Source organism: Pediococcus ethanolidurans, assembly GCF_964062635.1.
Classification (GTDB): domain Bacteria; phylum Bacillota; class Bacilli; order Lactobacillales; family Lactobacillaceae; genus Pediococcus; species Pediococcus ethanolidurans.
On sequence record NZ_OZ061250.1, the window covers coordinates 332,560 to 344,691 of the forward strand.

12 protein-coding genes and 1 pseudogene are annotated in these 12,132 nt (G+C 37.6%); 9 read left to right on the forward strand and 4 right to left on the reverse strand.

Going from position 1 to position 12,132, the window contains the following annotated elements; translation table 11 throughout:
* Positions 1-6 precede the first annotated feature (6 nt).
* On the reverse strand, positions 7-714 hold the full coding sequence (locus AB3219_RS01635) for an aminoglycoside adenylyltransferase domain-containing protein (protein ID WP_216754767.1): 708 nt from the start codon (positions 712-714) through the stop codon (positions 7-9).
* Positions 715-1,054: 340 nt separating this feature from the next.
* Here AB3219_RS01635 and AB3219_RS01640 point away from each other — a divergent pair, with 340 nt between their 5' ends.
* From AB3219_RS01640 to AB3219_RS01665, 6 genes are all read left to right on the forward strand, one after another.
* Complete coding sequence (locus AB3219_RS01640) at positions 1,055-2,080, forward strand: IS30 family transposase (protein ID WP_263794974.1); 1,026 nt, start codon at positions 1,055-1,057, stop codon at positions 2,078-2,080.
* Between the two features lie 454 nt (positions 2,081-2,534).
* The gene (gene celB / locus AB3219_RS01645; protein WP_216754745.1) at positions 2,535-3,887 is read left to right on the forward strand and encodes a PTS cellobiose transporter subunit IIC; all 1,353 of its coding nucleotides are present in this window, start codon (positions 2,535-2,537) and stop codon (positions 3,885-3,887) included.
* 129 nt (positions 3,888-4,016) lie between these two features.
* Positions 4,017-4,691 carry a helix-turn-helix domain-containing protein gene (locus AB3219_RS01650; RefSeq protein ID WP_367369249.1) on the forward strand — a complete coding sequence of 225 codons (675 nt, stop codon included), beginning with the start codon at positions 4,017-4,019 and terminating at the stop codon, positions 4,689-4,691.
* Positions 4,688-5,581 carry an IS3 family transposase gene (locus tag AB3219_RS01655; protein WP_367369250.1) on the forward strand — a complete coding sequence of 298 codons (894 nt, stop codon included), beginning with the start codon at positions 4,688-4,690 and terminating at the stop codon, positions 5,579-5,581. Before AB3219_RS01650 ends, AB3219_RS01655 begins: the two co-directional genes overlap by 4 nt.
* Positions 5,582-5,779: 198 nt before the next feature.
* On the forward strand, positions 5,780-6,580 hold the full coding sequence (locus AB3219_RS01660; RefSeq protein WP_216754673.1) for an HAD family hydrolase: 801 nt from the start codon (positions 5,780-5,782) through the stop codon (positions 6,578-6,580).
* A gap of 157 nt (positions 6,581-6,737) precedes the next feature.
* Positions 6,738-8,144 carry a C69 family dipeptidase gene (locus tag AB3219_RS01665; protein WP_216754674.1) on the forward strand — a complete coding sequence of 469 codons (1,407 nt, stop codon included), beginning with the start codon at positions 6,738-6,740 and terminating at the stop codon, positions 8,142-8,144.
* A 335-nt stretch (positions 8,145-8,479) separates the two neighbouring features.
* On the opposite strand, the gene AB3219_RS01670 is transcribed toward AB3219_RS01665, so the two are convergent.
* Positions 8,480-8,944 (reverse strand): universal stress protein, encoded by a 465-nt coding sequence (locus AB3219_RS01670; RefSeq protein WP_057807033.1) that lies wholly within the window; start codon positions 8,942-8,944, stop codon positions 8,480-8,482.
* A 244-nt stretch (positions 8,945-9,188) separates the two neighbouring features.
* Between AB3219_RS01670 and AB3219_RS01675 the strand changes: the two genes are divergently transcribed.
* Complete coding sequence (locus tag AB3219_RS01675) at positions 9,189-10,367, forward strand: IS256 family transposase (RefSeq protein WP_263750012.1); 1,179 nt, start codon at positions 9,189-9,191, stop codon at positions 10,365-10,367.
* A gap of 102 nt (positions 10,368-10,469) precedes the next feature.
* Here the strand turns inward: AB3219_RS01675 and AB3219_RS01680 are convergent.
* Positions 10,470-10,622, reverse strand: a pseudogene (locus AB3219_RS01680) (family 1 glycosylhydrolase); the annotation flags it as partial.
* Positions 10,623-10,687: 65 nt separating this feature from the next.
* Here AB3219_RS01680 and AB3219_RS01685 point away from each other — a divergent pair.
* Positions 10,688-10,948: a transposase gene (locus tag AB3219_RS01685; RefSeq protein ID WP_034529615.1), complete on the forward strand. Its 261-nt coding sequence runs from the start codon at positions 10,688-10,690 to the stop codon at positions 10,946-10,948.
* A gap of 2 nt (positions 10,949-10,950) precedes the next feature.
* Complete coding sequence (locus AB3219_RS01690) at positions 10,951-11,817, forward strand: IS3 family transposase (protein WP_367369450.1); 867 nt, start codon at positions 10,951-10,953, stop codon at positions 11,815-11,817.
* Between the two features lie 153 nt (positions 11,818-11,970).
* On the opposite strand, the gene AB3219_RS01695 is transcribed toward AB3219_RS01690, so the two are convergent.
* Entirely contained in the window at positions 11,971-12,111 is a 141-nt protein-coding gene (locus tag AB3219_RS01695; protein WP_367369251.1) for a PRD domain-containing protein, read from the reverse strand.
* Positions 12,112-12,132: the final 21 nt, after the last annotated feature.

The window sequence follows — 12,132 nt, forward strand, 5'->3', positions numbered from 1 at the left end:
GTTTAATTACTCATTATGTAACTCAATCCTGTTTAACGCATAATCAGTAAATTCACTTGCCAATTTTTCGTTTGGCTGTTCCTTATTTAAGCCATTGCCCGCATAAACATAAATTGCCTTTTGAATTATTGGTTCAAATTTATTAGGAAACTGAGAAAGTGCCCAGATACCACCATCTTTTTTTGATAAAATTAGATGTTTTTCTTTAAATGCTAAAGACCGGCATAAATTTAAAACGACATAGATTGGATTATCCATAACATCAGTTTGGGCTGTACGGATATCAAACCAGACACTTCTCCAATACTCTTTTTCGGAAACTTCGCTGAACACTCGTTCAATCGGTTCTCCTATTAAGCACTTTCTATAGTGTTTTGTGATCATTAAATGAACCGCTAAATCCGGATCAGTTCCATGCATTTTTCTAACATAGCCCTGAGAATCAGCCAAATAATCTTCATAGTGATAATTAGAAAAATGAAAATCAAAAGGAACTGGGTAATGAATATGTTGTGTCTCTTTCAACAACAAGACATGCCATTCAACACCTTTTTTAGGAGCTAGTGGTAATACTTGTTTCATCGTTGCCTGCATCAAATTTTCTTTTTCTTGAGAAGTCAGCTGTTTCTTGACCACAATAATGTAATCTAAATCACTACAATTTTCATTATATGAACCTAAAACGTATGAACCATGTAAATAGATTCCTATCAAATTGTCTTCTAAAATTTTTTGGCTGCTTGATTTTATTTTTTTAGGAGTAATTTTGTTTGTTTTTTCAAATTATTCATCCTTTCAAAGGTTCTAACAAACTCAATTTTACATTCAGAATTTGTACTCTTATCTAATTTTTTATTAATTTATTTTAACGTGTTAATTCCCATTAATCTCTAAGTATAACGGGTTTTCAGCTATACCAATCAATGATTATTTAACAATTGTTTTCGCCCGATTTACAATTCAAGTGCAACACCTGATCAACTAGACCAAAAATAGACAAAATAGGCCATGGAGACCTAAACTTAAAGTGACTAAACTCAAGAAAGGAGTCTCCATGACCCAAACAAAGAATAGCACTATGTCCGGTTATCAACAACTACAACCTGAAGAAAGAGGCATGATTCAAACTTTAAGTCGCCAAAATGTTACTGTTCGTGAAATTGCTAGAGAGCTTCACAGAAGCCCTAGTACGATTAGCCGTGAGTTACATCGCGGCACGGTTAAACAACGTGATACTAACTACTTATTCTTCACTAACTACTATGCTGATGCTGGTCAAGCTGTCTATGAAAAGCATCGTTCACACTGTCATTCAAAAGGCTTATTAAAGCCGTGTAAATACTTTTTTAATCTCTTAACCAAGACGCTAAAAAAGCACTTTAGATCAGCTGGTGTCGATGGATTCGTCCACCAATTTCAAGCCGACTATCCGCAATTCAAATGTCCTTCGGTTCCCACGGTTTATCGTTATATTGATCAAGGCCTGTTGAACCTTCGAAATAGTGATTTGCCCAAAAAACTTAGACGACGAGTTAAGGGCAAGCACAATCATGATCGCTATAATAAGAAGATATTAGGTACTTCGATCGAAGAACGTCCTGAAAGTGTCACCAAGCGCACAGCGTTTGGCGACTGGGAAGGTGATCTAGTTAAGGGAAAACGCGTGGCTTCTGAGCCTGCCCTGCTTACTTTAACGGAACGGGTGAGCCGCTTTGAAATAATCATAAAGATCCCAGATTATCACGCACAAACTTGCTTAGAGGCTCTTCAAAAAGTCATCAATCAACATCCAGATTGGTTTAAATCTATCACTTTTGATAATGGCAGTGAATTTTCAAAGCTTGCACAAGTTAAGGGTCCTAAAATTTACTTTGCACATCCGTTCTCGCCTTGGGAACGTGGTAGTAATGAGAATGCCAACGGGTTGATTCGGGAGTATATTCCTAAAGGAAAATCATTGAAGCAGTTTACTGAAACCCAAATTGCTCAAATCCAAAATGCCATCAACGACAAGCCCCGTAAGATCCTGCACTACCTGAGTGCTAAAGCATTCAGTAAAGCTTTTAGATCAGCTTCCTAGACCAATTCCTATTTTATTTAGTAAGTGTTGCACTTGATTTGACAATTCGAGAACAATTATTTTCAGAAAGTGCTTGCAAAAGAAATACAAATACCTTAAACTGATCAGTATAAGTAAGCGCTTACCGTTTCCAATTTGGAGGCGATTTTAATGAAAACATAATTTAGGATCTTCATTCATGCTTGCTAGAGCAATTCTTAAATAAATTAAATTTTTTTCATTTGTTATTATTATATTTAGTAAAAGTTACATTGTTTACTTTTATATTTATTTTTTCACGTAATTTTTATTAACATTTGTTTTTTGATCTGGACCAATTTTTATTTAAGAGTAATAAAGCATGATTTGAATTTATTGATAACAACTACAAAAGTAATGAATACACATTTTGTGAAATGAATTTATTACATGTTTGTTTATCCATTACTTCTCAAATCTTATTGGAGGTAGAAATATGGCTGATCAACCTGAAACATTCAAAGATAAATTTGGTAACGCAGTTGGTAAATTTTCTGGATCACGTTTTGTTCGTGCTATTATGGCTGCTGGCTACAGTGTTATTACATTTTCTATTATTGGTGCTATTTTTCTAATTTTAACCGTTTTGCCGCAAGCCCTTCCTATTCCAGGCTTTGCAACCTGGTACGCAGGCACAATCGGTAGATTTACCAACATGTTTCAAGTAATTTATAACTCAACAATGGGTATTTTGGCACTGGTTTTCTCAGGAACCTTTACTTACACCTACACCCAAATTTATCATGAAGAAGAAAATATTGACGTTGTTCCAGTAGATGGTCTGATGATGTTTTTAATGGCTATGTTCATCACAGTACCACAATTAGTTTGGAAAAACGGCAGTGTTCAATTTGTTCAATCATTAAATAAACTAAATATTATCGGTGGTGGCTATGCGGTTTCCACAGGTGGTATCACTCGAATTGCCTCAGTCGGAATTTTTACCGGCTTAGTTGTTGGTTGGTTAACGGTTCAGATTTATCGTTTTACCATCAAACACAACTGGCGAATTAAAATGCCAGATTCAGTACCTGCTGGTGTTGCCAATTCTTTCAGTGCTTTAATTCCAGGAGTTTGCGTGGCTTTTGTCGTAGGTGCCATCAACTTAGCATTGGTCATCGCCGGTACCGATATTTTCAAAGTACTTTACATTCCATTTTCATTTATCAGTAATATTGCCGATACTTGGTGGGGCTTCTTAGTCATCATCTTCTTGATTCACCTACTCTGGTGGTTCGGAATTCATGGTGCCGCAATTATGAGTTCATTCTATACACCTATTGTTTTGGCTAATATGGCCGCTAATGTTAACGGTGCTAACCATTTCTTTGCTGGTGATCCAATGAACGCCTTTGTTATCATTGGTGGTTCTGGTGCCACTTTAGGTATGGCTATTTGGTTAAGTTTTAGAGCCAAATCAGCACAACTTAGCAGTATTGGTAAAGTTGAAATTGTGCCAGCTATTTTTAACATTAACGAACCTATTTTATTCGGACTACCAATCGTCTACAACGTTCAACTGGCCATTCCATTTATCTGTGCACCGTTAGTATCTGGGATTGTCGGTTATATAGCTGTAACAACAGGATTGGTTCACAAAATTATTCTTCAGCAACCATGGCCTACTCCAGTTGGACTAAGTGGTTTTCTCGCTACAGCTAGTTGGGAAGGTGCTATCTTATCCATTTTCTGTGCTTTCGTTGCTTTCCTTGTTTGGTACCCATTCATTCGTCATTATGACCGTACTATTCTTAAGAAGGAACAGGCTGCAACTGCTGCAGAGAAATAAAAAAATATATAGTTAATTCGATTTTAACAAAACGACTCTAAACCAATGTATCTAGTTTTGCGATAATCCCTTTGTGGTTGTCAGATGAAATAATATAAATCATCTGATAAACATGGAGGGATTTTTATTATGCCTAGATCTAAATATACAGCATTGGAAAAACTAACAATTCTAGAAGAATTCAAGCAAGCCAATACATCTTATGCAGCATTTGCGAAAGCATTTAACATTGGCGCAAAGTCGTTGAAGCGTTGGCAGACTCGGTATGAGCGTGATGGTATCGAAGGGCTTGAAGAAGCACGCCAAAATAACCATTACTCTAAAGAACTTAAACTAACAGCCGTTCTGGCGTACTTGGCTGGAGAAGGAACTCTTGAAGAACTAACAATTAAATTTGGTTTACATTCACATACACAACTACGTAACTGGATTTCTAGGTATAATAGGGATAAAACTGTGACGGTGTCACCGTCTAGAAAGCAGGTCCCTACTATGAGCCGTAAGACTACCTTTGAAGAACGGATTGAAATTGTAGAGTATGTTACTAAGGACAAACACAGCTATTCTGAAGCTGCAGAACATTTTCAAGTATCTTATCAGCAAGCTAGGATGTGGGTACGTAAAGCTGAAGCCAACGGGTACCCAGCTTTAATGGATAATCGTGGACATCGAAAGCAACGAGATGAACTAACGGAAAACGAACAGTTAAAGCTTGAAATTCGCCAGCTTAAGGTCCAGCTCAAAGAGAAAGAAATTATAGAGAAATTCGCAAAAAAATTGCAGGAACTTCAGCACAAGGGGTGAACAAACAACATCGACTGGCCTATCAAGCAATCAAGGATGTCAGTCAAGAGGATCGGGGCTCGTTATCGGTACTTTTAAGAGTTATTGGTGTAAGCCGCCAGGCCTATTATAAGGGGCTCAACCGTGAAGAAACAATTTGGGAAGGCCACGATAAGAAGCTCAAAGAACGTACCAAATATTGGTTTAATTTTCATCATCAGGGGATTGGTGCTGGAAATCTTCTGACTAATCTACAGCAAGACGAAGAAATTGACTTTTTAGTGACCTTTAAGATGGTGCGGCGGGTCATGCGAGACCTTGGTATTCATTGTCAAATTCGAAAGAAAAAACACAATCGCATCAAACAAAATGAGCAATATATTCAAGACAATTTACTGAACCAGAATTTTGAAGTTAGTGCACCAAACGAGGTTTGGTTGTCTGACTCAACAGAGCTTTCGTATGGCGTGAATGGTGAGTATAAAGTACGTTTAAGCGGCGTATTAGATCTCTATGGGCGTCGATTACTATCGTACAATCTCAGCGATACCGAGACTAGCTCAGCTGAAATACAAGTCTTTCAGCGGTCGTTCGTAGCCGCCGGTGACGTTCATCCACGTATCCATACGGATCGTGGATCAGCTTATACATCGGGGGCATTTAACAATTTTTTGAACCAATTTGAAGTAGAACGAAGCATGTCTCGGCCAGGTACACCATATGACAACGCTCCAATGGAACGTTGGTGGAATGAGTTTAAGCTTCGCTGGATGGATCGTCATCCAATGGCCAAGACGTATAAAGAGCTGGTGAAACTCGTTGAAGATGGAATTGAATATTTTAACCATCAAAATCGTTCGGCACAAAGAAATGGCCTCACTCCAGATGAATACTGGAATGAAGCCATTTAGGTAAAAACCAAAAATTTATATTATTTCAACTGTCAACTTGACAGGGCCTAGTGCATTTAGAATCGTTTTTTATATGTTTTTTTGAAAACTTGATTTTTATTTGGAAAATACCCCAACTACGAATGTTTTCATGCTACACTTTATTTATGAAAGCGTCACCTTTGCTATAACAAATACTGATGAAAGCGTGAATTTTATATGATTCAACATATTTTTCTAGATATGGACAACACTTTACTAAGTCCAGATGGTTCCATTAGCCCTAAAAACATTTCCGTCATTCAAAATAGTTCGGTTCCAGTTTCACTTGTTTCAGCACGTGCGCCATTTGAAATGCAATTTGCAATTGACGAACTTAACCTCCAAACAACGCAAGTCGCATTTAATGGTGGGTTAATTTATAAACCGCAAACAAATGGTTATCAACAACTCTATTCCCAGGCAATTGATCCACAAACAGTCAAAGAAATAATGACGATTGTTCATCAAAACTTTCCCCAAGTCTCATTAAATTGGTATTCTGATCATACTTGGTATACAGATAAAAATTGTCGAGAAACTGACGCCGAAACTGCTATCACTCATGAAAAGCCCGTTATTCAAGAAACATCAGCCAATCAAACTCAAACAATATATAAATTTATGGTAATGAGTTTTGATCCGATCTTGTTCGACCGTCTCCAGAATTATCTCAAACAGTTAGACTTACCGGATCTTAATGTGATGACCTCGGGAGATGCTTATATCGAAATCACACCTATTAGTGCTACCAAGGCCAATGCAGTGGCCCACATTCAAAAAGAAGAACACTTGAAAATTGATCAATTAGCTGCTTTTGGCGATGGCGAAAATGACATTCCAATGTTTAAACACGTCGGTCTCCCGATTGCAGTAGCGAATGCCAGTCAAGAGGTTAAACAGTACGCCAAATTTGTCTCAACCAGTAATCGTGAAGATGGGGTTGCCAATGGCATTGAACGTCATATTTTCAAAAAATAGATTTTCATAATATCAATACCCAAAGCACTTGTAACCGACTCAATCTGTCGATAACAAGGGTTTTTTTCAATTTTTAAATAGTCTGAAATTCACAATTCGCATTTTTCCTCCAAGTAATCTACAATTAAGTAAATACTTAAAGTGAGATGATATTTTTATGACAAAACGTACCAAAGGCTCTTGTACGACTATTTTAGTCGGTAAAAAAGCTTCCATCGATGGTTCCACAATGATCGCCCGTAACGAGGACGGTGCAGGTCCACTCAATCCCCAAAAATTTGTTGTTGTAAAACCTGAAGATCAACCTAAACACTATCAGGCTGTTTTAAATCCCGTTAAAATTGATCTTCCCGACAATCCATTACGTTATACGTCAACGCCTGATGCTACTGATGGGCATGGCACATGGGCTGGTGCTGGTATTAATAGTGATAACGTTGCAATGACAGCTACTGAAACTATTACTTCCAATTCACGTATCTTAGGTGTTGATCCCCTTGTTGAAGACGGAATTGGTGAAGAGGATATCACTACCATTACTCTTCCTTATATCCATTCTGCCCGTGAAGGTGTTCAACGTCTTGGTGCGCTTTTGGAGAAGTACGGAACTTATGAAATGAATGCCATGGCTTTTTCTGATCATGATGAAGTATGGTATTTTGAATCAATTGGTGGTCACCATTGGGCTGCTATTCGTATTCCAGATGATGCTTATGTAATCGCTCCTAACCGCTTTAACATTGATCAATATGATTTTGATTCCGAGGATACTTTGTTTGCTAGTGATCTACCTGAATTAATTGAAAAAAATCATTTAAATCCAGATCAAGATCAAGTAAACTTACGTCACATTTTTGGCAGTGCCACAATCAAAGACACTCGTTATAACAATCCGCGTGCTTGGTATGGTCAAAAATATTTCAATCCCGAATTTAAGAATTCACCAATTGATCAGGATTTACCTTTCATTTGCCGAACTTCTAAGAAAATCAGTGTGGAAGATATGAAGTTTGTTTTGAGTTCTCATTATCAAAACACACCTTATGATCCATATGGAACGGGCACTGAAGATGAAAAAAAACAATTTCGACCAATCGGTATTAACCGAAATCAAGAATTGCATATTTTACAAATTCGTTCAAATGTTCCTGATGAGATTGCCGGTGTTCACTGGTTAGCCTTTGGTCCTAATACGTTCAACGCTGTAATTCCATTTTATGCAAATGTGAATGATACTCCAGAAGCATACAAAAAGACAACGGGCGAGTGTGATCCGACGAGCATGTACTGGCTCACTAACGTTTTAGCTTTAATGGGTGACCATAATTTTGGTTTGTATGAAGATCAGGAAAACCTGTTTGAAGAAAATACGGTTGCTGATTGTCGTCATTTGCAGATGCAAGCGGACAAAGCTGCTGCACAACAGAATGATGTTTCAAAGTATTTGGAATCTGTTAATGAACAGATGGCAGATGTTGCGATGAAATATGCCAATAAGTTACTAGGTCAAATGTTGGCATTGGGCGAACCACGGATGAAGTTGCAGTTTACGTTAAATGATTAGAGTGAGAAAAAGAGCGTTTAGCTTTTGAGTATTGCCTAGATAGCAATGATTCGCACTTGGAATCGTTGGCCTATCGTAGCAAAACGGAGAAAGCTGCTCTTTTTTCCACGTTTCAGACCAAAAACAATCAACTAAAAAAGAGGATGGACAACAAGTTAGTTAAGCTTGTGCATCCTTTTTTTGATGTTGAGGGCTGTTTTTGTAGCCGAAACGTGTTGAAAAAGATAGTTTTTTCCGCTTAACCTAAATAATCCAACGATTCCAAAAGCGAATCATTGGATTATTTTTGTTAATGCTCAAAAACTAGCCGTCTTTTTCAACACTCTAATCATCTACTAGCTTAATAGATTGGTTAGATCCGTTCTTACCAATAAAACATCGCACTTAGCTACTCGAACCACATAATCGGCTACCGAGCCAATCATTGTTCGTTGTAAAGCTGACATCCCAGTTGCCCCCATCATGATTAAATCGTCATCAAATTCCTTAGGAGCTACCTCCGCAATGATTTTAGCTGCATTACCAGATTCAACTGAAATAGACACATCCTCAAAATTATATTTCTCTTTAATTGTCTCTTTCAGCATTTCTACATACTCTTTAGTCTTTCGATAAGTAATGTCTAAATAGTCTGTATTAGATCCCATGTGCCCATAAACGTCCAAGAAACGGCTTGTTTGGATGATAGAAATAATATCTAAATGTGCCGAATTTCGTTGGGCAGTGAACACAGCCTTTGTCACAGCAAGTTCAGCATTTTTCGATCCATCTACCGGAACCAGAATTCTTTTATATTGCATCGGATTTACCTCTCACTTCAGTCTTCTAACTTGATTATAATCAATATTAGTCTGTAGCGCTACCATTTAGAAAAAATATTGACACATTTATAAAGTACATCAAAAAAGCTCTAGTACTAAACATTTATGCAGACCAGCGAGAGTATAAAATAGTTTGTGTAAATGAATTAAAATCCTATTGAAAAGGGAACCCCTTCCCCGTATGATTAAATCGTCAAACCAAACCAAAATGGAGGGATTCCCCATGGAACAGTTTACCAAAGATTTAACCAAAACTCTATTATCAAATGGCGATGTTAAAGAACTTTTTCGCCAACAACTTGAAACAGCTATTAATCAAATCCTACAAGCTGAGTTAACTTCGTTACTTGGTTATGATCCTTATGAACGTAATAGCTTTAAGACTAACAATTATCGGAATGGTCAATACTTTCGGTTAATTGATTCCGAATATGGTAAGTTGAAAATTGCTGTGCCGCGTGACCGACAAGGCAAATTTCATAATCATTTACTTCCAGCTTATTCTCGTCGTCAAGATGCTTTAGAAACTACAATTATTCAACTTTACTCTAAAGGTGTTACCACTCGTGAAATCGCTGATTTGATTGAAAAAATGTACGGTTCTTATTATTCGGCTACAACTGTTTCTAACATTACTGCCCAAGTAACTGAGCAGATTGAAGCTTTTCATCAGCAAACCATTAAAGCAAACTATGTTTGCTTATTCTTAGATGCAACTTATTTACCTTTGCGTCGTGACACAGTTCAAAGAGAGGCAGTTTATATTGCCTTAGGAATTACACCCACTGGGATTAAAGAAGTTCTTGATTATCGCATTGCACCCAGTGAAAATGCTGAAGTCTGGTCGGAAATGGCAGCCGATCTCAAGCAGCGAGGGCTTAAACAGGTTCAATTAATTATTGCGGACGGAATGGTTGGACTTCAACCCGCGCTTTTACACGCTTTTCCTAAAGCAAAATTTCAAAGATGTTTAGTTCATGTTATGCGTAATATTAGTACACATGTCCGTTTAAAAGACCGTGAGGTTATTTTAAATGATTTCAAACAACTTCATTCGGTAACCAATGAAGCTGAAGCTCGTAAAATGCTTGCCGATTTTTATAGTACTTGGGAAAAACAATACACAAATCTAATTAGTCACATTAGGTCAATTGAAAAGGAATTATTAGCTTTTTTGGCTTTTCCAGCCGCAATACGCCCAACCATTTATTCAACAAATATTATAGAATCGCTAAATAAAAAGATTAAACGCAAGACTAAAGCAAAAGAACAGTTTCCCAATGAAAAATCATTAGACAATTTCATTGGAGTGCAAGTAATTAGTTACAATGAAAAGAACTTTAATCGAATTCATCGTGGATTCGGACAAGTTAAGGATACATTAGAATCACTTTTCGACTGAAAAGATTTAATTTTATGGAGAAAGAGCAATCACTTTTTACACAAACTTCTTGACACTCCCGACCAGCAGATGTTTATTCCAGAGCTTTCTTGTTAAAACATATTAATTTGGCATTGTATCAGCTAATTCTTTAAACCACTGGGCACTCTTTTTAATTTCCCGTGCTTGGGTTCCGAAGTTCACATAAAATAGTCCATAACGCTTATTATAACCATTAGCCCAAGAGAATTGATCTTGTAATGACCAAACGAAGTATCTGGACTTAGGATGAAAGTGTGGACACGATTTGATAGAATTTCTACTAGAGAGGATCGTGTCTTATGAGCAAAAGAAAGAGATATTCTGTCGAATTCAAGAAAATGATCGTTCAGCTGTATGAAAGCGGGACATCAGTCACTGATCTTACCAGCGAATATGGGATTGCCAGTGCCACCATTTATAAATGGAATGATTTGTACAAGAAAGATAATGATACCGGGGTCTCCAAGGCCGACTTATTAGAAATGCAGGCAAGAATTACCAAGCTGGAAAGTGAAAACGATATCCTAAAAAAAGCATTAACCATATTCGCAAAAAAGTAAGCATCAAAGATTGGCAGTCAGCTATTAAAGTAACGGCATCAGCGCATAGCGTTAAAGAAGTCTGTCAGACGTTGCACTTATGTCGATCAACCTACTATCAGTACCAGCACCAGACTAAGCCCGAACAGTTTAAGCGGCGCCAAGTTTTATACCAGCAAATCCGACGCATCTACTTTGATCATCGGCGGGTTTATGGCGCTCCTAAAGTTCACGAGGAACTTTTACGTGAGGGCTATCATGCCAGTTTGAAGCTGGTTCAAAAGCTGATGCGACACCTAGGCCTCCGGTCAATTGTCGTCAAAAAGTGGCGCTATGAGCACAACAACTATATTGACCAAATGACCTACCCTAATTTGTTAAAACAAGACTTTAAAGCTGTCAAACCTAATCAAAAATGGGCTGCTGATATTACCTATATTCCGACCAAAACTGATGGGTGGTGCTATCTGGCAATCATCATGGACTTGTATTCTCGCAAAATTATCGCTCATAAATTAAGCCGACACATGACAACCGAGTTGGTTGTCAACGTACTTAATCAAGCTTGTGAAACTAGAACTGTCAAGGCTGGTTTGATTCTGCATACTGATTTGGGCAGCCAGTATCGAAGTACTGCCCTTGAAACAGCATTGAAGCAACACGCTATCCGGCACTCTTACAGTAAACGTGGCTATCCGTATGACAATTCTGTGGTGGAGTCATTTCATGCCAGCTTCAAGAAGGAGGAGGTTTACCAACGGACTTACAAAGACTATCATGAAGCCAATTTGGCTCAATTTAGTTACATTGAAGGATTTTATAATTCTCGGCGGATCATTAGTGCCGATGGCTATTTAACTCCAGATGAAAAGGAACAATTAGTCAGTTAGAAATTCTACGTAATCGTGTCTAAAAACTTGACTCAGATCCAAATTGCCGTTTTCTTTGGTTCGTAAAATATGATTCTGATTTAAAATTTCTTGAACAATGTCATTCACACTTGTTGTCAGTGACTCATCAAGTTTGTCGGCTCCCGGTGTGCCTTACGCATTGATGAAATGTAATGCAATACTTTTTACCTCACTGTTGGGTAATTGAATATGCAAGTTGTTAGAAACTATTTCAACGGCTTTTCTTCCAATTGCATACTCAGTCGGGTACTCTGTGTGCATGTCTGGAACCAAACTTGGATTTCTGTCAAGAAC

Bases quoted from the DNA above. Each gene is read 5' to 3' on its own strand.
- AB3219_RS01640 (WP_263794974.1), top strand. From the start codon at position 1,055: ATGACCCAAACAAAGAATAGCACTATGTCCGGTTATCAACAACTACAA.
- celB (WP_216754745.1), top strand. From the start codon at position 2,535: ATGGCTGATCAACCTGAAACATTCAAAGATAAATTTGGTAACGCAGTT.
- AB3219_RS01650 (WP_367369249.1), top strand. From the start codon at position 4,017: ATGCCTAGATCTAAATATACAGCATTGGAAAAACTAACAATTCTAGAA.
- AB3219_RS01660 (WP_216754673.1), top strand. From the start codon at position 5,780: ATGATTCAACATATTTTTCTAGATATGGACAACACTTTACTAAGTCCA.
- AB3219_RS01665 (WP_216754674.1), top strand. From the start codon at position 6,738: ATGACAAAACGTACCAAAGGCTCTTGTACGACTATTTTAGTCGGTAAA.
- AB3219_RS01670 (WP_057807033.1), bottom strand. From the start codon at position 8,944: ATGCAATATAAAAGAATTCTGGTTCCGGTAGATGGATCGAAAAATGCT.
- AB3219_RS01675 (WP_263750012.1), top strand. From the start codon at position 9,189: ATGGAACAGTTTACCAAAGATTTAACCAAAACTCTATTATCAAATGGC.
- AB3219_RS01685 (WP_034529615.1), top strand. From the start codon at position 10,688: ATGAGCAAAAGAAAGAGATATTCTGTCGAATTCAAGAAAATGATCGTT.